Annotated in this window: 22 protein-coding genes and 1 pseudogene; 10 read left to right on the forward strand and 13 right to left on the reverse strand. The window is 38.5% G+C overall.

Features of this window, described 5'->3' with window-relative positions; genetic code table 11:
• Window positions 1-819: HEAT repeat domain-containing protein (locus AC559H_RS21645; RefSeq protein ID WP_026798591.1), on the forward strand; the 819-nt coding region annotated here is incomplete at its 5' end.
• Between the two features lie 89 nt (window positions 820-908).
• On the opposite strand, the gene AC559H_RS21650 is transcribed toward AC559H_RS21645, so the two are convergent.
• Window positions 909-1,409 carry a DUF4112 domain-containing protein gene (locus tag AC559H_RS21650; protein ID WP_026788428.1) on the reverse strand — a complete coding sequence of 167 codons (501 nt, stop codon included), beginning with the start codon at window positions 1,407-1,409 and terminating at the stop codon, window positions 909-911.
• A gap of 130 nt (window positions 1,410-1,539) precedes the next feature.
• The gene (dnaK, locus tag AC559H_RS21655) at window positions 1,540-3,447 is read right to left on the reverse strand and encodes a molecular chaperone DnaK (protein ID WP_026794968.1); all 1,908 of its coding nucleotides are present in this window, start codon (window positions 3,445-3,447) and stop codon (window positions 1,540-1,542) included.
• A 515-nt stretch (window positions 3,448-3,962) separates the two neighbouring features.
• Here dnaK and AC559H_RS21660 point away from each other — a divergent pair.
• Window positions 3,963-4,346, forward strand: a pseudogene (locus tag AC559H_RS21660) (4-Cys prefix domain-containing protein); the annotation flags it as partial.
• A 239-nt stretch (window positions 4,347-4,585) separates the two neighbouring features.
• Here the strand turns inward: AC559H_RS21660 and AC559H_RS21665 are convergent.
• Both AC559H_RS21665 and AC559H_RS21670 read right to left on the reverse strand, forming a co-directional pair.
• Window positions 4,586-5,227, reverse strand: a complete 642-nt coding sequence (locus tag AC559H_RS21665; protein ID WP_026794966.1) for a hypothetical protein — start codon at window positions 5,225-5,227, stop codon at window positions 4,586-4,588.
• Window positions 5,228-5,236: 9 nt separating this feature from the next.
• Window positions 5,237-6,472, reverse strand: a complete 1,236-nt coding sequence (locus tag AC559H_RS21670; RefSeq protein WP_026794965.1) for an ATP-binding protein — start codon at window positions 6,470-6,472, stop codon at window positions 5,237-5,239.
• A gap of 174 nt (window positions 6,473-6,646) precedes the next feature.
• Between AC559H_RS21670 and AC559H_RS21675 the strand changes: the two genes are divergently transcribed.
• From AC559H_RS21675 to AC559H_RS21685, 3 genes are all read left to right on the forward strand, one after another.
• Window positions 6,647-7,969: an MFS transporter gene (locus AC559H_RS21675; RefSeq protein ID WP_233423069.1), complete on the forward strand. Its 1,323-nt coding sequence runs from the start codon at window positions 6,647-6,649 to the stop codon at window positions 7,967-7,969.
• 57 nt (window positions 7,970-8,026) lie between these two features.
• Window positions 8,027-9,211, forward strand: a complete 1,185-nt coding sequence (hpsP, locus tag AC559H_RS21680) for a hormogonium polysaccharide biosynthesis glycosyltransferase HpsP (RefSeq protein WP_026794963.1) — start codon at window positions 8,027-8,029, stop codon at window positions 9,209-9,211.
• A 160-nt stretch (window positions 9,212-9,371) separates the two neighbouring features.
• Entirely contained in the window at window positions 9,372-9,989 is a 618-nt protein-coding gene (locus AC559H_RS21685) for a Uma2 family endonuclease (RefSeq protein ID WP_026794962.1), read from the forward strand.
• Window positions 9,990-10,009: 20 nt separating this feature from the next.
• Here the strand turns inward: AC559H_RS21685 and AC559H_RS21690 are convergent, their stop codons facing one another.
• The 4 genes from AC559H_RS21690 to cspE (AC559H_RS21705) form a co-directional block, all read right to left on the reverse strand.
• On the reverse strand, window positions 10,010-10,972 hold the full coding sequence (locus AC559H_RS21690; RefSeq protein ID WP_052349338.1) for a DNA-methyltransferase: 963 nt from the start codon (window positions 10,970-10,972) through the stop codon (window positions 10,010-10,012).
• Window positions 10,973-11,103: 131 nt separating this feature from the next.
• Window positions 11,104-12,624, reverse strand: coding sequence for an Eco57I restriction-modification methylase domain-containing protein (locus AC559H_RS21695; RefSeq protein WP_051319803.1), 1,521 nt, complete (start codon window positions 12,622-12,624; stop codon window positions 11,104-11,106).
• A 74-nt stretch (window positions 12,625-12,698) separates the two neighbouring features.
• Window positions 12,699-12,908 carry a transcription antiterminator/RNA stability regulator CspE gene (gene cspE, locus AC559H_RS21700; RefSeq protein WP_026794961.1) on the reverse strand — a complete coding sequence of 70 codons (210 nt, stop codon included), beginning with the start codon at window positions 12,906-12,908 and terminating at the stop codon, window positions 12,699-12,701.
• 102 nt (window positions 12,909-13,010) lie between these two features.
• On the reverse strand, window positions 13,011-13,220 hold the full coding sequence (gene cspE / locus AC559H_RS21705) for a transcription antiterminator/RNA stability regulator CspE (protein WP_026794960.1): 210 nt from the start codon (window positions 13,218-13,220) through the stop codon (window positions 13,011-13,013).
• 333 nt (window positions 13,221-13,553) lie between these two features.
• Between cspE (AC559H_RS21705) and AC559H_RS21710 the strand changes: the two genes are divergently transcribed.
• Window positions 13,554-13,775 (forward strand): hypothetical protein, encoded by a 222-nt coding sequence (locus AC559H_RS21710; RefSeq protein ID WP_264477060.1) that lies wholly within the window; start codon window positions 13,554-13,556, stop codon window positions 13,773-13,775.
• A gap of 50 nt (window positions 13,776-13,825) precedes the next feature.
• Here the strand turns inward: AC559H_RS21710 and AC559H_RS21715 are convergent, their stop codons facing one another.
• Window positions 13,826-14,722: a prephenate/arogenate dehydrogenase gene (locus tag AC559H_RS21715; RefSeq protein WP_026788439.1), complete on the reverse strand. Its 897-nt coding sequence runs from the start codon at window positions 14,720-14,722 to the stop codon at window positions 13,826-13,828.
• A 268-nt stretch (window positions 14,723-14,990) separates the two neighbouring features.
• Between AC559H_RS21715 and AC559H_RS21720 the strand changes: the two genes are divergently transcribed.
• The 3 genes from AC559H_RS21720 (at window position 14,991) to AC559H_RS21730 (ending at window position 19,742) form a co-directional block, all read left to right on the forward strand.
• On the forward strand, window positions 14,991-16,541 hold the full coding sequence (locus tag AC559H_RS21720) for a pentapeptide repeat-containing protein (protein WP_026788440.1): 1,551 nt from the start codon (window positions 14,991-14,993) through the stop codon (window positions 16,539-16,541).
• A 77-nt stretch (window positions 16,542-16,618) separates the two neighbouring features.
• Window positions 16,619-18,178 carry a pentapeptide repeat-containing protein gene (locus AC559H_RS21725; RefSeq protein ID WP_026794959.1) on the forward strand — a complete coding sequence of 520 codons (1,560 nt, stop codon included), beginning with the start codon at window positions 16,619-16,621 and terminating at the stop codon, window positions 18,176-18,178.
• 40 nt (window positions 18,179-18,218) lie between these two features.
• A complete protein-coding gene (locus AC559H_RS21730; protein ID WP_026794958.1) occupies window positions 18,219-19,742 on the forward strand; it encodes a helicase C-terminal domain-containing protein in 1,524 nt (507 codons plus the stop codon).
• Between the two features lie 19 nt (window positions 19,743-19,761).
• On the opposite strand, the gene AC559H_RS21735 is transcribed toward AC559H_RS21730, so the two are convergent.
• The 3 genes from AC559H_RS21735 to AC559H_RS21745 all read right to left on the reverse strand — a co-directional run bounded on the left by AC559H_RS21735 (window position 19,762) and on the right by AC559H_RS21745 (window position 22,301).
• The gene (locus AC559H_RS21735; RefSeq protein ID WP_026794957.1) at window positions 19,762-20,430 is read right to left on the reverse strand and encodes a Uma2 family endonuclease; all 669 of its coding nucleotides are present in this window, start codon (window positions 20,428-20,430) and stop codon (window positions 19,762-19,764) included.
• Window positions 20,431-20,532: 102 nt separating this feature from the next.
• On the reverse strand, window positions 20,533-21,135 hold the full coding sequence (gene clpP, locus AC559H_RS21740) for an ATP-dependent Clp endopeptidase proteolytic subunit ClpP (RefSeq protein WP_026788444.1): 603 nt from the start codon (window positions 21,133-21,135) through the stop codon (window positions 20,533-20,535).
• Between the two features lie 50 nt (window positions 21,136-21,185).
• Window positions 21,186-22,301: an acyltransferase family protein gene (locus AC559H_RS21745; RefSeq protein WP_026794956.1), complete on the reverse strand. Its 1,116-nt coding sequence runs from the start codon at window positions 22,299-22,301 to the stop codon at window positions 21,186-21,188.
• A 436-nt stretch (window positions 22,302-22,737) separates the two neighbouring features.
• On the opposite strand from AC559H_RS21745, the gene AC559H_RS21750 reads away from it, so the two are divergent.
• Window positions 22,738-23,301, forward strand: a complete 564-nt coding sequence (locus tag AC559H_RS21750) for a hypothetical protein (protein ID WP_026788446.1) — start codon at window positions 22,738-22,740, stop codon at window positions 23,299-23,301.
• On the opposite strand, the gene AC559H_RS21755 is transcribed toward AC559H_RS21750, so the two are convergent.
• Window positions 23,249-24,963 (reverse strand): Kae1-like domain-containing protein (locus AC559H_RS21755; RefSeq protein ID WP_193372588.1); only part of this gene is annotated, 1,715 nt, incomplete at its 5' end. The two genes, AC559H_RS21750 and AC559H_RS21755, sit on opposite strands and share 53 nt — an antisense overlap.

Consider the following 24,963-nt stretch of genomic DNA (forward strand, 5'->3'; position numbering starts at 1 on the left):
ATTGAAGAAATTGTAGAAGAATCTCCGATTTTAGCATCTCCTACCATTGAAGAAATTGTAGAAGAATCTCCGATTTTAGCATCTCCTACCGTCGAGGAAATTGTAGAAGAATCTCCGGTTTTAGCATCTCCTACCATTGAAGAAATTGTAGAAGAATCTCCGGTTTTAGCATCTCCTACCATTGAAGAAATTGTAGAAGAATCTCCGGTTTTAGCATCTCCTACCATTGAAGAAATTGTAGAAGAATCTCCGGTTTTAGCATCTCCTACCATTGAAGAAATTGTAGAAGAATCTCCGGTTTTAGCATCTCCTACCGTCGAGGAAATTATAACATTACCCACGACAAATATTCAAACAGAAAATATCACATTACCTCCAACCAAAACTTCATCAGAAGAAGAATTGATTCAACAAATTTCAGCAATTGGATCATCAGGAAATTTTGGATCTACTAACATATTAACTGGATATTTACAACATTCTAACCCTCAAGTTCGTTATGCTGTTGCTTCAACATTAGGGAAACTTACAGCTTCCGGTCGATTAAGTCGAGAAGTCCAACAAAGCATTCCTCTTTTAACTCGATTAAGTCAAGATATTGATCCAAGTGTTCGTCAAGAAGCGATTATTGCATTAGGAAAAATACCCTCTCATCAAGTGATTCCGATTTTACAGAAAGCACTCCGAGATCCTCAGATTTCAGTCGCACAATCGGCTAGTATTGCACTAAACAAATTCAAAGTTTATCGCGTTCAGCCGAAATCTCAGCCGAAATCTCTAATGTTGAGAAAACCGAATATATCCAGCAATCCTAAATAGATTGTAATACCTATTATTTGTGAAGTTGCCAATAATTTATCCCCCCCCAAAAACCATTAAAAAAAAGGGGGGAATAAATTTTACCACCATTAAAACATAGCACTTAATCTATTAAAAATAAATGCTAAAACGGCAATACCGACAATAGCAATTAATATAATTAATAATAATAATCCCCCCAATAATAGAAAAACAAACCAAGGATCGGCTTTTTCCCCCAGTTCAGGGGAATTAACGTAATCTTCTAAAAGTTCAACATTTTTAACATTAGCTTTCCAAGCGACATCAAAAATATCTCCAAATACCGGGACAGTTCCCGTAATAGTTTCTAGGGCAATATTGGATACCATTGTAATTAAAGTTTCCCGTGGTAAACCCAACTTAAATGCCTCAAATACAATATAAATAGATAACACTCCTCCTAATATATCCCCACCCCCAGGAATTAACCCTAAAATCGGATCAATTCCAAACCCAATTGATGTACCAGGAACCCGAATAGCATTATCTAAAAGGGTACTCAGACTTCGCATTCTGCGGACAATAATAGTTCTTTCACGATCAGAATTTGAGGGTTTTATAGATTTCATTTTGTTTGTATTTTATAATAAAAATTCCTCCCTACTTAAAATAAAGGAGGGAGGAATGATGGTGCTAAAGCACAACAACTAAGATGGTGCTAAAGCACAACAACGATGGTGCTAAAGCACAACAACGAAATTATTTAGATTCGGTGAAGTCAGCATCAATCACATCATCACCGCCACCTGGAGGGGTGGAACCGCCAGCACTAGGGCCGCCGTCTTCAGGAGGAACACCGCCACCAGCTTGCTGATAGATATTAGAACCCACCGCAAATAACGCTTGTTGTAAATCCGTAGTTAGGGTTTTAATCTTATCATCATCATCTTGGGCGATCGCTTCCCGCAGTTCCTTCACCATACCTTCAATCTTCGTTTTATCGGCTTCGGGAACCTTATCACCTAACTCTTGAAGTTGTTTTTCCGCCTGATAGGAAAGGGTATCGGCTTGGTTTTTGCGTTCAATGCGTTCCCGACGTTCTTTGTCCGTGGCGGCATTTTGTTCAGCTTCGCGTACCATCCGTTGTACTTCGTCATCGGGGAGGGTAGACGCGCCCGTAATACTGATAGACTGTTCTTTTCCAGTCCCCTTATCCTTGGCGGTAACGTTCAAAATCCCGTTGGCGTCGATATCAAAAATCACCTCAATTTGAGGAACACCACGGGGCGCGGGGGGAATACCATCCAGGCGGAAAGTTCCCAAACTCTTGTTATCGTTCGACATTTCCCGTTCCCCTTGGAGAACATGGATTTCTACGTTAGTTTGACCATCAACCGCCGTCGAGAACACTTCCGATTTCTTAGTAGGAATAGTAGTGTTACGCGGAATAATTTTAGTCATCACCCCACCGAGGGTTTCCACACCCAAGGACAACGGAGTTACGTCTAACAGCAGAATGTCTTTAACTTCACCCGATAACACCCCAGCTTGAATTGCAGCGCCTAAAGCCACCACTTCATCGGGGTTAACGGTTTGGTTAGGTTCTTTACCCAAGGCATCCCGAACTAATTTTTGAATCGCAGGAATACGGGTAGAACCGCCCACTAACACCACTTCATCAATATCAGACTTTTTGAGTTTAGAATCAGTGATAGCTTTCTCAACAGGCGTCAAACAACGGTCAATTAAATCAGAACATAACTGTTCAAATTTTGCCCGGGTTAAGGTCATATCCAGATGTTTAGGGCCATCTTGGGTCGCCGTAATAAAAGGCAGGTTAATTTCGGTTTGGGTAACGCTAGACAGTTCTTGTTTAGCTTTTTCCGAAGCTTCCGTTAACCGTTGCAGGGCTTGTTTATCTTTGCGAAGGTCAACGCCCTCATTTCTCTGAAATTCTTCCGCTAGGTAGTCAACAATTTTCTTATCAAAATCATCTCCTCCCAGGTGAGTATCTCCAGAAGTTGATAACACTTCAAAAACCCCATCGCCGACTTCTAAAATTGAGACATCAAAAGTACCGCCCCCTAGGTCAAAAACTAAAATAGTTTCGTTACTTTTTTGTTCTAAACCATAGGCCAAAGAAGCGGCGGTTGGTTCGTTGATAATCCGTTTAACTTCAATTCCAGCAATTCTACCCGCGTCTTTAGTTGCTTGACGTTGGGAATCGTTAAAATAAGCAGGAACGGTAATAACAGCTTCTCTAACGGTTTCGCCTAAATATTTACTGGCATCATCAACCAGTTTTCTCAACACTTTGGCGGAGATTTCTTCCGGGGCAAATTGTTTATTGCGGGCGGGGGAATCTAATTTAACATTACCACTGCTATCGCGCAGGACTTTATAAGAAACTTCTTTAGATTCGTTGTTAACTTCTTCTGATTTGCGTCCGATAAACCGTTTTACCGAATAAAAGGTATTTTCGGGGTTCATTACCGACTGACGTTTGGCAATTTGACCCACCAGTTCGTCACCATTTTTAGCAAAAGCTACCACTGAAGGTGTGGTGCGTAACCCTTCCGCGTTAGCAATTACGGTGGGTTTTCCCCCTTCCATCACGGCGACGCAAGAGTTAGTGGTTCCTAAATCAATGCCGACTACTTTTCCCATATTCTTTATTGTTCTCCAATTTACTACAAAAAAGTTAGATTCTGTTTGAGGTTAGTCGTTTTAATTCGACTTCTGGACTAATTATCGAACCCAGTTAAAACTGGGAGCGAGTCCAATTTCAATACAGTTTTTAAGATACGATTGCTTATCTTTATACTGGGGGCGGTTTGTCCATTCCTTGAAGGTGTGTTTACCGAACCTGTTTAGGACGGTTTGACTTCAACTTTGGACAGCTGCCCTTTGTTGTTCACATCTACTACTGTAGGAAGTGCGATCAGTTTTGGTATTGTGGCAAACCGTATATTTTAGGTTGTAGTTTCCGATATAAATTGTAGTAAGCCCTTTCCCCTCGTTTCTAGGTTCTACCTAGAAATGACATTAAGGAGGCTCCGCCTCCTGCTATGATCTGAGGCGGAGCCTCAAATTTGCATTCCAATGCAGAGCATTGGAACGAGGGAAGGGTTAAATAATATCTGATAAAATAAGAACTAAATTATATATCCCTAGGCTTAACTATGAGTCAATGTCTTAACCCAGATTGTCTCCAACCCAATCTTAAAACAACAATTTTTTGTCAAAAGTGTGGTTCTAAATTACTATTAAGGGAACGATATCGAGCGTTAAAAATATTAGGACAAGGAGGATTTGGTCGGACGTTTTTAGCGGTGGATGAAGATAAACCGTCTCAACCCTATTGTGTAATTAAACAATTTTTACCCCAAGCTCAAGGCACGAATAATCAAGAAAAAGCGGGAGAACTTTTTGAACAAGAAGCCATACAATTAGAACATTTAGGCAAACATCAACAAATTCCTGAATTATTCGCCCATTTTATTCAAGATAACCGTCAATATTTAGTTCAAGAATATATTCCAGGGCAAAATTTAGCTCAAGAATTAGCCAAATGTTCAAGATGGAGAAAATGGATTTTTATATACTCCTCAAGATCCAGAAGATTTTACACAGAAATTACAGCAATTAATTGATGATCCTCTATTAAGAAAAACCCTAGGAAATCAAGGAATGAAATCCGTCGGTAATTACAGTTGGGATGTGGTAATTAAAAATTTAGTTGATATTTGGGAGCAAAAAATTAAGGAAGCTAATTAAACGAATTTTAAATAATCAATTTTATTTCTTATCTTCTCCGAGAGGGAGAAACAAAAACAAATTGTTGCAATAGATCATGCCAAGTTATTTTACAGTCTTTGACTTGTTCAGGAGGCATCATCGTAATAATGGCTTGATAGTTCTCATGGTTAATAACACGAGTTCTATCTTCGCGTGAAATTCCCTTAATTCCCGCAGGTGCAATAATAATCCCGGCAATTTTATAGGGTTGAGGTTGGGGACAAGCTTGATCAAAACAGGAAGAATGAAAAAATTGTTGAGGAAGAATAGAGATAATATTTTGAATCGTTTTTTCCACTTGATCTAACTTATCAATTGCTTGATCTTCATTCACAATAAGATGACGTAACTCAATAATAATTAAATAACAATCTCCATCTTCTACATTCATTCCCATGACTAAATAATCACAGCGCCGACCTTTCCAACTACTTGCTTGATTAGCATATTTTTCTAAATTACAGACAACTAACTGAATTTCATCGGCTTCTAATTTCACCCAATAATAAGATTTTTCGACTTTTTCAAAAAGAAGTATCTCGGTTTCTATTTCAACCAATTGGCAACAATTGTCTAGGTTTTTAATTGGATCAGTAGAATTAATTCTGGGAATATTTGGAAGTTTATCTCCAGTGCAAAGTAAGCGCATTTTTTTAAATTATTTACTCCATAAATTATACGTCATTAATTGATTAAATTGAATTTCTAAATTTCCTAAAACAGATCCTAGTAATCCTTCATCTATTTTTCCTGACTCCGTGACAATATTTTGGATTTTACCTTGACTAAACAGATAAGCTGAAAGCATTTCAGGGGCTATTCTTGTTTCGATTTCAGGCATTCCATCAACGGATTCATCGTTTAATTGCTCATAAGCTAATATTAAATTATTTAAGGTGTATAATACAACTAAAGAATGAGTTGTAATTACTAAACGAAAACCTTGATTGACTAAATAAGCTAACATTTTAATAATAGCAACTTGCGCCTCTGGATGTAAATGAGTTTCTGGTTCTTCAATATGAATAAATAGAGGCCTTTCAGATTGTGGAAAACCCAGTAATGCTTGTGCTGTTGATACTAACGGCCAAGTTTCCATTTGACCTGAAGAAGCCATTTCAATCTCTAAAGGTTGATGGGTTTCTTCTGGTATCCATTGCCATTTACGAGCATAGGGGCCAGTTTTAGCAGAAATCGCTCGTCCCCCTAAAGCATTTTTGACTAAATTCTCAATATCCAAGGCTGCTTTAGGTTTCTCTTGAATGTTGGTATCCCAAAATTGATGAATATCGGAAACTTGACTTAAAACTTTAGCAAATTCCCGCATGGTAATGGGTAAAGCTCGATTTCCTAATATCGTAGAATTAGAGTTGATAAAACGAGAAAAAAATGTTCTTTCTGCTGGGACAAAAATTGACTTTGGTAAGTGTTTACCCGAAAGAGAGGGATCAGCAAATAAGTCTTTTAAATACCGATCAATTTCTTTCTTGAAGTTACCAATAGGATTAATTTTTCGATTAGATTTATATAGAGTTATTTTTTGTTGATTCTCAAATGAATTTAGATCATTTTTTGTATAGATTATCTCAACTTTTGGAGATGTTAAAAAACTGGCTAAAGCCCTATTAGTTAATTCTCCTGATCTAATTCCTTCTAATATCTTACGCACTGTACTGTTGGGTGTTAATGATTCAAAATAGTTCGACAATAAATATTCATAATCATGAAAAAAATAGAGAATTTGGCTGATCAAAGATTTTCCTGTTCCTTGGGTTCCTATCAACACAGTTAGAGGTTTAATTTCTAAGGTAACCGGAGCCTCAATTGCTTGAATTGGGCCGAATCCTCCTTGGATAGTAATTGTTTCTTTAGAAATAGGGGTAGCAGATGACATTTAATTTACCCATGAAGTTGATTGACATTGAATTTGTACAGACTATTTCTGAATAAATGAGACTAACCCAAAAAGAGCGGATTTGATTTCAATATAACAGAATTAGCAAGTCATGGCGAAGACCTCGATTGACAAATGCTCTTTACAATACTTAATATAAGCAAGCTATAACTGATGAAACTGTGGGACAAAGAACGTATGCCGACTTTTTTGCTGGTTTGGTTGGGACAAATTGTTTCTATGTTTGGTTCCAGCTTAACCGAATTTGCTTTGGGGGTTTGGGTGTATCAAACCACAGGTTCCATTACCCAGTTTGCTCTGATTTCTGTTTGTATTCATCTTCCTAACCTGTTGATTTCCCCCCTCGCAGGCGCTATTGTAGACCGTTCGAGTCGTCGCGGCGCGATGATTATTAATGATATTATTGCGGCGGTCGGAACGCTAATTTTAATGGGTTTGGTATTTTCCAACCGTTTAGAAGTTTGGCATATTTACGTTGCGGTGTGCGTGAGTTCCATCTCAGGCGCCTTCCAATGGCCCGCTTATATGGCCTCCATTCCCCAATTAGTTCCCCGCAATGATTTGAGTCGTGCTAATGGCATGGTACAAGTTTCTAGGGCGATCGCTAAAATTTCTGGCCCAACTGTTGCCGGAATTTTAGTTAGTAGTATTGGTATTGGTTCGATTTTAATTATTGATTCAGGAACCTTTATTTTAGGGTTAATTACCTTATTAATTGTACGTTTTCCTAAAGTAGAACCTTCAAAATCTCAACAACAACCCTTAAACTTTAAACGACTTTGGCAAGAAAATCTGTCCGCCTGGAATTATATTCTCATCCGTCCCGGTTTAAAAAAATTATTAAGCTTTTTTGCAATAACTTACTTTACAGAAGGAATGCTTGCTATTTTATTCTGGCCGGTGGTCTTAACCTTTGCCAGCAGTAAAGAATTAGGATTGATTTTATCAATTAGCGGTTGTGGAATGCTCCTCGGAAGCCTCGCTGTCAGTGTTTGGGGCGGCCCTAAAAACCGAATGAAAGCAATTTTATGGTTAGTCGGTTTACAGGGTTTATGTCTTTGTTTAGGCGGGTTTAGACCTTCGGTTTTCTTGGCTGGAATTGGAGGATTTGGTTATTTATTTGCCCGTCCCTTTATTGTTAGTAGTAACCATACAATTTGGCAATCTAAAATCCCCTTTGAATTACAAGGACGGATATTTTCTTTACAAAGTGTTGTCGAGCGATCGCTTTTAATTCTATCCCATTTAACCGTTGGGCCCTTAGCCGATAGAGTATTAGAACCAATGATGAAACCCGGTGGACTATTAGCTGATAGTATTGGTACAATTATTGGAGTAGGTGCAGGACGAGGAAGTGGGTTATTATTTATGTTAATAGGTATCCTCAATATTGTAGCCGCTTTAATTGCCTATCAAATGCCTCGTTTACGTCGAGTCGAAAAAGAAATTCCCGATGCCATTGCAGTCATCAGTTAACAATGTAGAGACGTGCCACGGCGCGTCTCTCTTCTAACAATTAACAATTAATTAATTATGAAAATCCTACAAATTATTCCTTCAATTTCTTTAGTATATGGTGGCCCCAGTCAAATGATCCGGGGTCTATCTTCAGCGTTAGGAAAACTGGGGGTTGAGGTGACAGTTTTAACTACTAATTCTAATGGCGATCGCGGACAACCACCCTTAGATGTTCCTTTGGATATTCCCGTACAGGAAAAGGGTTATCAAATTCGCTATTTTCCCTGTTCTCCCTTTCGTCGTTATAAATTTTCTTTAGATTTATTAAACTGGCTAAAAAAACACGCCTCTGAATATGATTTAGCCCATATTCATGCCTTATTTTCTCCCGTAACTTCGGGGGCGGCAACCGTAGCCCGTTATCAAAAATTACCCTATATTTTACGCCCGTTAGGAACCCTTGACCCCGCCGATTTAAACAAGAAAAAACAGTTAAAAAAAATCTATGCAGCATTATTAGAACGTCCCAATATTGCCGGGGCGGCAGCAATTCATTTTACCAGTCAAGAAGAAGCTAGAATATCTGAACGATTTGGAGTCAAAACTAACGATTTAGTCATTCCTTTGGGCGTCACCTTACCCGAATTAACCCAAACTCCCCAAGCAATTTTATCCCATTTAGAAATAAAGCCAAATATTCCGATTATTTTGTTTTTATCTCGAATTGAACCAAAAAAGGGACTCGATATTTTAATTCCCGCTTTAGAAAAAGTCTTAAAAACCGGATTAGACTTTCAATTTATTTTAGCAGGTTCTAATCCCCAAGATCCCGAATATGAAGCTAAAATAAAACAACAAATTCAACAATCACCTTTAGGCAAAAAAACCATTATTCCAGGGTTTGTCACGGGAGAAATCAAAACAGCTTTATTAAAAATAGCTGATTTATTTGTCTTACCTTCCTATTATGAAAATTTTGGAATTGCAGTGGCCGAAGCGATGGCCGTGGGAACTCCGGTGGTAATTTCTAAGGGAATTTATATTTGGGAAGATGTGGAACAAGCCCAGGGGGGTTGGGTTGGAAATGGCAATATTGATGAAATTTCAAGTTTAATTGAAACCGCATTAAAAAATCCCCAGGAACGTCAACGGAGAGGATTAAATGCTCAAAATTATGCCTTAAATTATTATAGTTGGGATGCGATCGCTAAACAAATGATTCAAGCCTATCAAGGATTAATTCTTAATTCTAAACAATGATAAACAAAACTTACGAACAGTTTAGTATTTAAACCGTATATCTGCTTCGTGCGAGGACGCGCTGCTGACGCAGGGCTGACGCCAACGCACTACAATGGTAACTGCTCAAATTTGTGTAGAAAATGCTATAATCTTAATAATTCCCAACAGAAAAGAGCTTATGATTCAAGCAATATCTACAACCGTAACATTTGATGAATTTATCGCTGGGTATCCAGAAAGGTCGGAATATCACTACGAATTACACAACGGAGAAATTGTAGAAATGCCTAAACCCACAGGTAAACATTCACGGGTTGCAGGTTTTTTGATTGCTGAACTTAACTTTGAAATTAGACGATTAAAACTTCCTTACTTTATTCCTAAAGAAAGCGTGATTAAATCTGCTCGTGATCAGTCTGGATATGAACCTGATGTGATTGTAATTGATGAAGGACGGGTTATAGATAATCCTCGATGGGAAAAAGAATCGGTTATTACTCAAGGAAGTTCTGTACCATTGGTGGTTGAAGTTGTTTCAACTAATTGGAGTGATGATTATGCTTTAAAACTAGAAGAATACGAGATTTTGGGCATTTATGAATACTGGATTATAGATTATTTAGGATTAGGAGGAAGAAGATTTATCGGAAATCCTAAACGACCTACTATTTCCATCTACCAGCTTGTTGAAGGAGAGTATCAACTCCACCAATTTCGAGAAAATCAACCCATTGAATCACTGATTTTTCCAGACTTAAATTTGACAGCTTTAGAGATTTTTCAAGCAGGTAAATGATGCTTTTTCTTATTCTAAAATCAGTCCTCGTCAAATTTATATTTGCTAAACACTGGATGGGACTCAAATTCAGTTTCATTTAAGAACTTAAAGGGGACAAAATCGGAAAAAATATCGGGTTTTATTTTGGCAATATGCTGATCTAAATAACCATTCAAATTAGTAGAAATATCACTGGCGATACTATGTCTTCCTTCTTCTATACACACTCTTGTTGTCACTCCTGAACCTGCAAAAAAATCAAGCACAACTGACCCATGGTAAGACATAGCACGGACAATTCTTCTAATTACTTCTGTTGGTTTTTGTGTGGGATGTCCTACCCTTTGCAGGGAATTACCATTTAATCTTCCAATCTCCCAAACATTAGTCGGATTTTTGCCTTTCTCCACACTCTCAGGCTTTAATCTTTTATCTTTTAAATACAGGGTTTTAGTCTCCTGATCAAAAGGTATACGCACTGCATCTAGGTCAAAAATATATTTTTTTGTCTTAGCAAACCAGGCTATTTCTTCATGACGATTAGCAAAGAATCTATAGGCACTCATACCATTTTTATAATACCAAATAATCATATTAACTAATCGCATTTTGCTATGATGACGCATATACATCATAATTTCCAGTAAATCACCACTTCCGGCTTCAGTTTGATATTGAAACCCACCAAATATAACAATATTTCCGGTATCAGATAGGACTCTCTCGCTCTCTATCAACCAATTAGATGCCCACTTAATATAATTATCAAAATTATCCCATTCCGCGAGATTTATATTATAAGGAGGATCACAAACAATCAGTTGAACTGAGTTTGAGGGAATCTTTTTAAGCAGTTCAAGACAATCAAGATTCATAACAGTATGAACTGTTTCTTGATATTCTTTAACTTCAATTTCAAGTTCAGAAGTGTGAACCCCATTACGTTTTCGCAGGGCATTCATTCCAATAAGTCGTGTATTTCTGTGAGATCGGTTAGCCATATTTTTTCTATAGATAAGACCAGTTTTAGTTAGGTTAGTATTTACAACTTCTTTGTGTCTTTGTATCTTTGTGTTTAAACTAGGTTTTATCCTTGTAAAAATATCAATACAAACTGCTATATATATCGCTTTTATTCAGATATTTTAGCACCATATACCTCATAAAAGTATTGATTTAATTCTTGCAAATCTTGATCATTAATAATATTAGACTTAGCTAATATTACCAGCTTTTCCACTTCTTTTGATATTTTTTCCAATAACAGTTTTTGTGGTATAATCAAAGGTATTTTCTTGATATAATTCGCAGAATTATTGGTACTTGTATTAATAGTTCTAATCAGAATATTACAAACTTTACTATTGAAAAAACCCAGTAAATAGTAAATTAAATCCTGGTAATCTTGGCGAGGAAATATCCCCACAATAGACTGATCAAATAATCTCCCATCAATCAATGCTCCCGTAATTGCAGAGGATGATATCATCGGAACAGCAATTCCCTGACGGAAATAAAATTGAGAATTCTGAAATCTGGCTTTTTGCTTATTAATAACTTTATAATCATTAACTGCTTCTTCCCCCCAGTCCATAAACCATTCTGATTGTTTGTAAAATCTTTGATTACCACCCTTGACAATAGGAACCCAATAACAATCATTTTTGATGCCATTCAGGGGTGGATTAATAGAAAGATTATCTCTACAGATATTATTATTCTCCACAATAGCATATTTTTTATTCCCCCTAGTAACAGATGGCGATCGCCTTAAATACTTACCATCATTACCCGAATAAAAACCCGTTACCACAAAACAAATATCACCTACTGTCATATTATCAGAACTCATAACTTTAGAAATCCAGTCTTTTGAAAACAGAAAAAAAGCATTAGATAAACTGTTAATAAGCTGACGGTAGGAAAGTCTACAAACTTCATAATTTTTCTTGGTTTTAGTTAATAATTTGGTAAGCTCTGACGGTGAATGCAGACCATTATATACAGGAAAATTATAGTCAATATTGGGTTTTTCCTTGATAATAGATATTATACTCAATCCCGCATAGCCAAAATTAACACCCGGGAAAAAATTGGAAGGAAAAAGAGTGATTGATTCTATTTTATAGTTACTAATAATTTCTTTTCGCAAACCTTGATGCTGATGGAGTGATAAATAGGTATCTGGAATAATAAAAACCAGGCGTCCGTCCTGTTTTAATAATTCCAGCGTCCGAATTAAAAATAAACCGTAGGTTTCCTTAGTATATATATGAGGATATGCTTTTTTTAATTGTTTTCTTTTTTCCGGTGATTGATAGGCTCCATAAGGAGGATTTGCAATCACTCTATCGAATTTTTTGTTAGTGTTTACCAGGATAAAATCTTGATGTATAATCTCAATATTTGTTAATTTATTGTATTTAAAATTTAACTTATTTACAGAATCAATATTTAACTCATAGGCGGTAATTTCTGGAGTTAATTCCTGTTTAAATAACTCGTCAATAAATACACCCTCACCCGCACAAGGTTCAAGCACAGACAAATTAGAATCACATTCCAAAAGTCCTACCATATAGGAAGTAATATGATGACAATTAGTGTAATAGGCTTGGAAACTATCTTGCTTTCTATTTGCAGGAGCTACCATGATCAAAAAGCGATCGCTTTACAAAATCGGCGATCGCACGAGGGAATTATTTAAAGAGAGACCGTAATCAAGTCTTATAAGACAGTCACATTCACTGCGGAGGGGCCTTTTTGACCCTGTTCGATCTCAAATGCTACTTCCTGGTTTTCAGCCAGAGTTTTAAAAGTATTGCTTTGAATAGCCGAGAAATGTACAAAAACATCTTTCGAGCCATCCGAGGGAGTGATGAAACCAAAGCCTTTGGACTCGTTGAACCATTTGACTTTACCTGTCAGTTTAGCCATGTTTTGACCTCTAGGGAATTATGATTACAATAACCATGCGATCGCCAATTTTATAGAGCGATCACAGGAGGGAATTATCTGAAGAAAGATCGTGATCAAATCTCATAAAAGGATCACATTCATTGCGGCAGGGCCTTTTTGACCCTGTTGGATCTCGAATTCCACTTTCTGGCCTTCAGTTAGGGTTTTAAAGCCATTGCTTTGAATAGCCGAGTGGTGTACAAAAATATCTTTAGAGCCATCATCGGGGGTAATGAAACCAAAGCCTTTTGAGTCGTTGAACCATTTGACCTGACCTTTAATTTTAGCCATGTTTTAACCTCTAGGGAAATAAAATTAACCTCAAACCATTATTCTATAAGAGTTTGATTGAAATTTTTGGATATGTCTATTATAGTCTAGCTTACTCAAGGATCAAATTCCGAGAAATAAAATAAGAAACCTGGTTTTTGCACTAACTTAATACTAAAACCCTGAAAATCAGAGGTTATACAATGGATACTTTAACAAATCTCAACTCTGACTGTTCTCGCTTCAAAGGAGATAACCGGTGATTTAGCCAATTATAATGGTAACTATTAGAGTTTTATATATGGATACTTTAACAAAATGCTCAAATTCCCTATTCTACAAATTTAATTTATCATGGTTGAATTAATTATTTTATTAGCTTCCCTATTGGTGGCTTGGTTAGTGTTTACCTGGGTAGTTCAGGTGTTGAAAGCCAGTGTTAGTACAGCAATTGCGATCGCAGTTATTGTATTAATTTTACAACTGGTATTTGGAATTGGGCCCCAGGAATTATTAGACCATTTGATTCAGTTACCGCAAAGGTTATGGGATTTAGTTGTTAATCATCGTTTTTGAGGGAAAATATAATAAATATAATAAGAGAGTCCTGAAGGACTCACTACGGGTTAGAAGTGGAATTTTAGTCGATCTGAATGATTTTGATTTAACTGTTTGTCTAGGGTTTGCCAGTCTTCTTGTTCAATATAATTGGTGATTTGATCTAGGGTTTGTTTGTAGGATTTGAGCGATCGCAATAGGGCTTCCCGATTATATTTTGCCATCATTAATCCTAATTCTGGATTTCCCCCCCCGACCCGACTGGTATCCCTAAATCCTGAACTAGCAAAATAGTGGGCTAATAGATCAACATCGGGATTATTTTCTAATCTTAAAGCCGCAATTAAACTACCACTAATAATTACAGGTAAATGGGAAATCCAAGCCACGGCCCGATCATGTTCTTCTGGTTGACAATGGTAGATTTTAGCTTGTAATAAATTTACAATTGATTCTACAATTTTAATTGATTCGGGGGGGGTGTTGCTAGTCGGTGTAATTACATAGGGTTTATTAATAAATAAATCATGTTGGGCTGCGTTAATTCCGGTTTCCGTATTCCCCGCCATCGGATGTCCCCCGACAAAATTCGGCCATAGGGCGGAACAAGTTTCTACAATTGGTTTTTTCACAGAACCCACATCGGTTAAAATAGTATGGGGTTGTAAATGGGGAATTAATTCTATAATGGTGGGAGCGATCGCAGCAATAGGGGTACAAATAAAAATAACGTCAGCTTGACCCATCAAAGATAAATCCACACTAGCTTCATCCACAACCCCGCGTTCAACAGCAACCTCGCAGGTTTTTTGTTTAAGACTGATACCCAGAATGCGATAGGATGGGGGTGGAGATGTCGCGGAGTCAGATTTGTGAATTTGGGTTTGGGTTTGTTGTCGATGACTATATAAATCTAAACCGAGTGATCCGCCAATTAAACCCAATCCAATAATACCAATATTCATAGATAAAGACTCCACTCAAATTATTAGGGAAAAGCGTTAGTGAATCTATCACTTAAAGCTCAATTTTAGAATATTTTTGTCAAGTTTAGTTAAAGCTGGTTAATCGGTGATTAAACTATTCAGCATTAACTGGAATTTAAAAACGATTGTTTAAGGTTTGAACTAATATTCTTAGAGCAATTTCACCCTTTTTATAGGTAGATAAATTCTACCCCATTTTGTTATAATTTTCTATAATCAACCTCACTAATTTGGAGAGTTAGAAGGCATGGATGCCGATGAACTTCTGCTCAAATATAAATCAGGGACAAGAGACTTTACGGGTATTTTACTTTGTGAAGCTAATCTCAGTCGAGCCAATCTGAGTCAAGCCAATCTGAGTCAAGCCATTTTGAGCATTACAAATCTTAGTGGTGCGAATCTTTCTGAGGTTAATTTCAGTCAGGCTAAACTCAATGTTGCCCGCTTGAGTGGTGCGAATTTGCATCGCGCTAGACTCGATGATGCAGTTCTCAATGTTGCCAATCTAATTCGGGCGGATCTGCGAGAGGCATCTTTAATTAATGCGTCTCTGATTCGGGCTGAACTCATGCGCTCGGATTTGAGTAATGCTTTATTAATGGGGGCAAATCTCAGTGAAGCGGATTTACGAGAAGCAACCCTACGCCAAGCGAACCTGGAACAAGTTAATTTGAATGGAGCTAATTTAACCGATGCGATTTTAATTGGTTCTAATTTAGAACGGGCGAGTTTACATCGAGCTTGTCTGACCAAAGCCGATTTAAGGGGGGCTAATTTAAGTAATGGTGAATTACGACAAGTTAACCTGTCTAAAGCTAATCTGAGTGGGGCCGATCTGCGCGGGGCAAATCTCCGTTGGGCGGATTTGAATGGTGCTAATTTAAGTGGGGCAAATTTAGAACAAGCTCGATTAAGTGGGGCGAGTTTGTGTGGAGCAAATTTAAGCGGTGCTAACCTAATGAATGCGGTTTTAATCCATGCGGATTTAACCCAAGCTAATTTAATTAATTCCGATTGTACTGGGGCGGATTTAACTGGTTCATCTTTAACTGGGGCTAAATTATATGGAGTATCTCGTTTTGATTTAAAAGCGGAAGAAATTACTTGTGATTGGATTGATTTAAGTCCCCTAGGAGACAGTAATCAGATTCAAACTTTTAGTTCTAAAGAAGCCAATAAATTTTTTAATGCTACCTTTCCGACCGTAGAAATTAGTGTTGATACCCAATTAGGATTTGAAGCCCATACAATTCTTGCTAAAATTTATTATTATCTGCAACAACAATCCTCCTTACTGAGTCAGCCGCCAACCTTGGAAGTTAATTCCCGACGCACAGTAATTTCATTCAAAATTGAATCCAATGAACAACTTTTTAATGTTGCTTATATTGCCATTTTACCCTTTAGGGATGCCGATGTTACCCAAAAAGCGATCGAAACCGCAATTAAACAGTTAACGCCAGACAATTGTAGTCATTTTCCAGTACAGTTATCTAATCGAATTGTGCAATTAGGAGTGGAAATTTCTCAACAAATTCGCTTGTTGAGTGATATTCAAATTCCCCAATCTTGGCAAGCAGAAATTCAAACCTCAACGCCTTTCTTTTTAAATCCCACAAGAACCCTTCTCAGAAGTTCTAGCCATCAAAGTTTAATTCTCCATAGCCATGCTTATTTTGGCAGGAGTTTAGGTTGTTCTTCCGAATCATCAGAAAGTTCAGAATCCCTGAACAATCCCTATTTAAACCCTAAACCCCTTGATACGGAAACTATCCTAAATTTTATTAAAGGATTTTAGGGCTTTTTGATCAAGGTTTAAGCCATAACTAGAGAATCAATAATCATTCATTTAATTAGGGTTAAAGGATTACTATTATGATTGAAAGTGAATTAGTAAAAGTCTACCAAATTGTTAAAAGATATCAGGAAGGAGAGCGGGATTTTAGTGGAGTTAACCTGAATGAAAATAATTTAAGCCGGATTAAATTGAGTCAAGCAAATTTAAGTGGGGCTTCTTTTATGGTGGCTAATTTAACTTCTGCTAATTTAAGTGGCTGTAACTTAACCGGAGCTAATTTTAATGTTGCTCGACTCAGTAATGCTAATTTGAGTAACGCCATTTTAGATCGAGCCACCCTCAATGTTAGCAATTTAGTCCGAGCCGATTTAAGCGAAGCCTCTCTGATTGAAAGTCTACTGATTCGCGGGGAATTAATTCAAGCATTACTGAGTAAAGCAAAATTAATTCAAGCCAACTTAAATGGGGCGGATTTAAGAGAAGCCAAAGTTGAACAAACCGATTTTAGCTATGCAAATTTAAGTGGGGCGAATTTACGCGCTATTTTTGGGGTAGGAACTTGCTTTAGGAGAGCGGATTTAAGGGGAGCCAATTTAACTAAAGCCGATTTACCTAAAGCCGATTTTAACTATGCGGAAATGCGACAAGTAAACCTGACCCATGCTAATTTAAGTGGGGCAGATTTAGGGGGCGCAAATTTACGCTGGGCGGATTTACGGGGCGCAAATTTGGGGGGAGCGAATTTAAGCGAAGCTAACTTGAGTGGTGCTAATTTGAGTGGGGCAAATTTAAGTAATACAAATTTAGTCAAAGCCAGTTTTGTTCATGCGGATTTAACTCAAGCTAATTTAATTCAATCGGACTGGGTAGGAGCGGATTTATCTGGAGCTACCTTAACCGGAGCCAAACTTTATAATGTTCATAGATTTAGTTTAAAAGCCGAAGATCTTAAATGTGAATGGATTGATTTAAGCCCCCATGGAGATCATACTCATGTTGTACATTTTAATCCCGAAACCCTGAAAAAGTTTTTTAATCAAAGTCTTCCCTTGGTGCAAATTTTTGTGGATGCTCCGTTGGATTTTGAATCTAATTTAATTTTAATGACCATCTATTATAAATTAGCTCAAGTCTATCCCGTGATGAATCGTCCACCGAGTATTGAGGTGGATTATCGACGCACAACTTTAACCTTTGTTGTGGAACGGGAAGAACATTTATTTCCCCTAGCTTGTATGATTATTTTTCCCTTTGATGATTCTTCCCCCACACAAAAAAATATTATTAATTTAATGAAAAAAATCAAGGAAGAAAATTTAGGAAAAAATCGAAAAATTCAAATTTTAACTGCCATGAATCAAGTTATTGTTAAGGCGAATGAATTTAAACTCTTAGTTAAAGAAAGTCAAAGTGATTCTCGGTCTATATTTTTTAAATCCGCCACTCAAACCCTATTGAAAAATAGCAGTCAACAAAGTTTAATGGTTCATAATAATGCTAATTTTGGTAAACGATTTGATGAACTATCTAGTCGTCAAACCGATGCCGATTTAACCCTCAATTCCCGTCAATCTAATCTACCCGATTTTAAAGAAGTGATTGATTTTATCGAAAGTTTTGATTATCTTAGTAATTGAGGGTGAATCTAACCATTACTGTTTGTATTTTTGAACGAATTTGATAGAAGTTGAAGTCCATAACTTACTGCGAAACCTGCTCAAGTCCCAAACCGAAGCCCTGTGGCCCCATCATCTGACGATGGCCCGCCTAGTGGCTAGGGCGTTACGTTTGGGACGGGATGCTTTAATTCAAACGGGGATTCCCCCCAGCCACGATCATCATTCCTATCGGTTGAGTTACTGGATACCATTATTAGTCTGGCATCAATCGGTAATTGTGGTGGCGCCCGATGGGATTTTGGACGAACTCCAACGACTAAATTTACAACCCTGGATTAATCCAGAAACCCTTAACCATCCTGATCTAATTGCCAATAAACCCATTCTCCGAGGGGATTCCTGGCCTGATGATAGCTTTTCCGGGGTTTTATTAACAACACCTTCAGCTTGGTTATCCAGTCGCTTCAGGGATGATCACAACTTTCCTCAGCAAGTCCTGACTGTGATTGATGGGGTCGATGATTTGGAAACCTGGACACGCCAAACCCTAACGGTTAGTTTGCATCCCCAGGACTGGAATCATCTCATGGAACAGCAACCCCAACAGGGGGAAACCATTCGAGATACCCGGATACACCTAACTCGGATTTTGTTCCAACATCCCCCTAATCCCTATCAATGCTATGTTTTGGACAATCCAGAACAGGAAATGATTGAGCAACTATATGGGGTTATCGATCCCCAGTTATTTGAATGGCAGAGGTTTTGGCAACGTTGGCAACGGCCTGGACAGTTAAAATGGGCCGTGGTGGATCGGATATTGGGAACCTTTTCTCTGTTTTGTGGCCCGGTGGATGTGGCATCGGAGTTGGGCCCTATCTGGCCCCAACAGCCTGTGGTTTTGATTGGAGGAGCTTTGGATTTAGACAAACAGGCTCCGATTTATCGCCAAGCGGTGGGACTCGGAGAAATTACCGGGGTGAAATTTACCCCTGATCGACAAAGCCAACTGATCCAACTTTATATCCCATCGGGTTTTCCTTTACCCAATACTCCCCAGTATCAATTGACTTTGATTAAAGAGCTTTATAATATTTTATATATGAGCTTATCAGTACAAGGATTCAGTGTTTTATTAATTGGAGATGTTCCGTTAAAAGCCCAAGTCAGTACGGCGATGGCGGCGGAATTTGGTTCTCGGGTACGGGTAGAAACCACGGATTTACCGGAAAATGCTGTTTTAGTGACGGGTTGGGAGTTTTGGCGACAACATCAGGGCCGTTTACCTTCACCCCATTTATTAGCGATCGCTACCTTACCTATCCCTTCTTTAGAAGATCCTTTAGTTGCCGGACAGGTCGCCTACTATAAACAACGACATCTGGATTGGTTCCGGTTTTATTTATTACCCCAAGCATTAAGTGAACTGCAACGGGCCGTTGCTACGGTGCGGGATAGTCAGGGGGTTGTAGCCCTATTTGATAGTCGGGTCTTACATCGGAGTTACGGAGAACAGGTCTTAACGGCCTTGAGTCCCTCCGCCCGGATCAATTATTTAGATCGGTTGTGGTTAGTCCAGTAACTACCCCCCTTTTCCTGATTCAAAGATTCGGATCAACTCCTAAACTTTTCAACCGTTCTTCTAAGGCTTTTAATCGAACTTCTGCTTGTTCAGCCCGTCGCTTTTCTTGTTGTAATTTTTGCCCTAATTCTACAAAGGTTAAAAACCGTTCTCCCGTGGGGGTAAAAATTTGTAATTCTTCAGCCATTTCAAAACGAACCTCTAAACGGGGACTTACCCAACCTTGAATTTCTTCAATAATTGTTAATTTTTCATCCATTATTTGCCACCCGGCAAAATCCACTTTTTCAGGATCATAAAGATAATATTCCTCCACACCATACCGTTGATAAAATTGCAGTTTAGCCGCCATTTCTTTAATTGTATTTCCAGGGGAAAGAATCTCAAATACCACCTGGGGCGGGATATTATCTTCTTGCCATTGTTGATAGGAACCCCGATAGCCCTTGGGACGACCAAAAACCACCATAACATCCGGGGCGCGACGAATCGTATTATTTCCTTCAATGGGATACCAGAGTAAATCCCCCGCTACAAATACATTAGAATTGTTAGCAAATAATAGATCTAAATTTTCCTTGATGGTAACAATCCATTGAAATTGTCGGGTATTATCAGCAATTGGTTGACCGTCAGTATCCGAATAAATAATCGGGGTTTGGGTTTGGGATGGTCGTTGTTGAATCATTAGGATTTTTCCCTGGGATTAATGATTTTTGGGAATCCGTTATTTTAAAAAATTCTAACAATTTAAAGCGCCTCCCAGACGGGAGGACAACTTCAAAATTGATTAACTCGCAACCGGATTAGCCGCCGAGGGACGACGGTTAATTACTTGGTCAATTAAACCGTAGTGCATAGATTCTTCCGCCGACATAAAGAAATCCCGTTCTGTGTCGTCTTCAATGCGAGATAGGGGCTGACCCGTGTGGTCGGCTAAATGTTGATTCAGGCGTTTTTTTATATACAAAATTTCCCTGGCCTGAATCTCAATATCCGTCGCCTGTCCTTGGGCGCCCCCTAACGGTTGGTGGATCATAATCCGCGAATGGGGAAGACTCATCCGTTTACCCTTGGCCCCCGCACTCAACAGAAACGCCCCCATACTAGCGGCTAAACCCAGACAAATAGTGGAAACATCGGGGCGGATGTGGTTCATGGTGTCAAAAATCCCTAAACCCGCCGACACCGAACCTCCTGGGGAGTTGATGTAGAGGTAGATATCTTTTTCTGGGTCTTCAGCATCGAGGAACAGCATCTGGGCCACAATTAAGTTAGCTAAATCGGCTGTTACCTGTTGTCCGAGGAAGATAATCCGATCGCGTAATAGCCGAGAATAGATATCAAAGGCTCTTTCGCCACGACCCGATTGTTCAATAACGGTTGGGATCATAACATTTTGCTGCTAATGGTCATTCTTTGATATTGTAGCGATTTCGGGTTTCAAACTTTCACAAACCATTCCTGACGGTACATCAAATAGGATACTAGCCACCAAAATATTAGGGTAGCGATCGCAAAGGCTAGAGATCCATTCATCGCCCCGAACCCCGACTGGAATAGGGTTTCATACAGCCAAGTTTTCGCGCTGGGGGCCTGGGGAGAATCGCCAATTTTAATTAAATTTAAAATTCTCCCGACAAAACCAGAAGCCACAAATATTGTTAGGGCGTTTAATCCCATAACTTTAAAGGGAAATCCCCATTTTTTCCACCCTCGGACTTCGATGGTTTCATAACAGAATGCGAGTAGTATTAATGACCAACCCACGGTAACTATTACAAAGGAACTTGTCCACAGGGATTTATTCAGGGGAAACAATTCCGCCCATAAATAACCAATCACAAAACAACTAATTCCAAATACAACTAAACTGGCACTGGTATCAGTTCTAATTGGTTGTTTTCTAATCCAATTTCCGGTTAAATAACCTAATATAACCGTAACCACGGCGGGAAACGTACTAAATAATCCTTCGGGATCATAAAATCCCCCTTTCCACAAATGTTGTTGACCTAAAATTAGGCGATCAATATAGGCGGCAAAATTTCCTTCCGGGGTGAGGTTTCCGATTCCATAACCGGGAACAAAAACGAATTGCATCAGAATATAATAGCCTAATAAAATCCCACCACAGAGTGCCCATAATCCTTTTCTGGAGAGGTGAAAAATGGCGATCGCTGCTAAAAAATAAGCCACCCCAATTCTTTGTAAAACCCCCATAATTCTAATTTCGGCGAGATTATAATAAGGGAATCCATTTAGCAGTAATCCCAATAAAAATAATATCCCAGACCGTCGAGCAATTTGTAGATAAATAGATTTAGGAACAATTGTTTCCGGCGCTCGATATTCTTGGGTATATTTAGACAAAGAAAAAGCCATGGCTACCCCGACAATAAATAGAAAAAAGGGAAATACTAAATCCGTCGGAGTACAGCCATTCCATTCCGCATGATCCAGCCAAGGATAGACATAATCCCAACTACCAGGATTATTGACTAATATCATACTGGCGATCGCAATTCCCCGAAATACATCCAAAGCCTGTAGCCGCATAAGTGCATCCTCAACCTTGGAAGTTATTATTTCATAAATTCCTAATTATAATAAAATTCCGGATCAATTCTTCCTCCATCCTAGATATTAACTTTCACAAAGCATTAACTAGGGGTAAAAAAATCCTGACCCGGTGGGCTATGATTAAATATAGTAATAGTCTATTGAGGAAAATAAAAGATGCACCCGATGGCAAAATTCCCAAATCGATCAACACCGGTGATGGCTTTCGTGTGAGCCCCTGATGGGCTAGTTGGACAAACATGGACACTTTTGAATGTCATCAAGTCCATACCGTTTGTCTACAACCCCATCCGTGAGTCTGAGGATGCTTGTAGCCCCTGATTCACGGAAAATGGTGCTTACACATCAAAAATCATCTAGGACGATCTGAGTTGAGTTGAAATTTTATCCCTTGTAATGGGCTGGTAGACAAATGGAAACGGAAACCAAAAAACGTCGCGTATCAACTAATACTATCGTTCGGCGACAGGCGACACCGAAAGAACGAGAGTTAATTCATCTGTTAGCAAATCTAGGCTGTTCTCAAGCGAAATATGGTTTGAGACACGCCACTAGCAAACAGTTAATTAGTCCTGAAGAACGCTTAAGATTAGCAGAATGGCATTACCTTCGTTTACAACAAATTCGTCGCGTTGAACGCAGTTTAGACCCGGTTGCTACGCTGAAGCGAGTCTATTTTAAAAGTAAGTTAAGTCCCCGCAATTTAGAGTCTTTAAAACTATTGTGGGTCGAAGATGAAAAAACCAGGGTTAAACGGGTAGATCCTGAACTCGATGATCTGCTTTGTGATGCTTTGGATAAAGGAGACACTCTCAAGCAAATTTTTCGGATCATTGAGGTCAAAGAAAGACAATTTGCTCGTACTCCTGAACCCGGAAAAATTCCCCTCTGGGTGCAAGAATGGGAAAATTCTAATTATGAAATCAACTACTTTCCTCCCTCTTTCCCTGATTGGGCGCAAATCGTTGATGATTAATTAAAAATGCAGCTTGTCCTAATGCTAGTCCTCCATCATTAGGAGGATTTTTTTGTGACCAATAAACCTGAAATCCTTCTTGACAAAGCCGAGATATTGTGCGTTCAATTAAATATTTATTCTGAAAACATCCCCCACTTAAAGTTATAGTTTTTTCGCCTAATTTCTGACTAATTTCTACCACCGCTTCCACTAAACTATTATGAAATTTAGCCGAAATTAAATTAATCGGTTTTTTGTTAATTTTATCCTCTAATATCCCTTTAATTATTAGTTCCCAATTAAGATAATACCTACAATTATAACTCATATTATCCATATTCTCCCCCATTTCTAAGGGGGGTTGGGGGGTATCAAAATCCCTTCTATTCTTCCCAATTTTTAAGGGGGGTTGGGGGGTATCTAACCATGCAAACGGATAATATTCATCGGTTTCTAAATCATTAATTGCAAATTCTAAAGCCATAGCTGCTTCCCCTTCAAAACTCACCCTTTGACATATTCCTAATAAACCCGCCACTCCATCAAATAATCTTCCCACACTGGAAGTTAAAGGCGTATTTAAGTTCCGGTTTAACATAGTTTGCATAATTCTTAATTCCTGGGGTTTGAAAGATTCCATAAACTCTAAATTCATCCCCGAATTAAATAGATCATTTCCCAATAATTCATATAATAATCCTAAAGCAATTCGTCGAGGTTCAGATACCGCTTTATCTCCCCCCGGAAGGGGAAACCGACGAAAAGAAGCAATACGTTGAATTATAGTTTCTGTAACTTGAAAAAACTCTCCTCCCCAAATTGTTCCATCGAGTCCATATCCGGTTCCATCCCAAGCAATTCCCAGTAAGGGAGGTTGTAAATTATGTTCAGCAATGACAGCAAAAACATGGGCGAGATGATGTTGAACTCTAACAATCGGATATTGATTTTGTTGAGATAACTTTTCTGCAAATTGCGTGGAATAATAGTCGGGGTGAGCGTCACAAACAATAATATTTGGTTGAAAATCATAGATATTACTCAAACTATCAATCACCTCTTGAAATACGGCTAAAGCGGGGGGGTTTTCTAAATCCCCAATATGTTGACTTACGAAGGCTTTTTGATTAAATGCGATCGCAATTGTACTCTTTAAATGTCCGCCCAAAGCTAAAATTTTTATGGGATTTTCTATTGACAAATCCCAAGATTGTGCTAAACTAAGGTTAGTTTGATATAATGGGGATATGTTTGCGCCTATAGGGTCAGGTAGGGAAAACGGTAAAGGAGCGTAACCCCTCGCCCGACGTAACACCATTTCTTGATTAGCAATAATTCTAACAATCGAATCATCAATCGGTCTAACAATCGGGCGGTTATGAACTAAGAAGAAATCCGCGATAGTATTCAGACGAGTCACCACTTCCGCTTCATCAATACAAATAGGTTCATTTGCAAAATTTCCACTGGTTGCGACGATAGGAAAGTTCAATTGAGCTAATAATAAATGATGGATAGGGGTATAGGGTAACATCACCCCTAAATAGGGATTTTTTGGGGAAATTACCCCCCCTAACCCCCCCTTAGTAATGGGGGAAAATGTTTGGTTTTCTTCTGGGGAAGTTACCCCCCCTAGCCCCCCCTTACCAAGAGGGGGAAATGTTTGGTTTTCTTCTGGGG

The organism is Planktothrix prolifica NIVA-CYA 540, assembly GCF_963864145.1.
Classification (GTDB): Bacteria; Cyanobacteriota; Cyanobacteriia; order Cyanobacteriales; family Microcoleaceae; genus Planktothrix; species Planktothrix agardhii.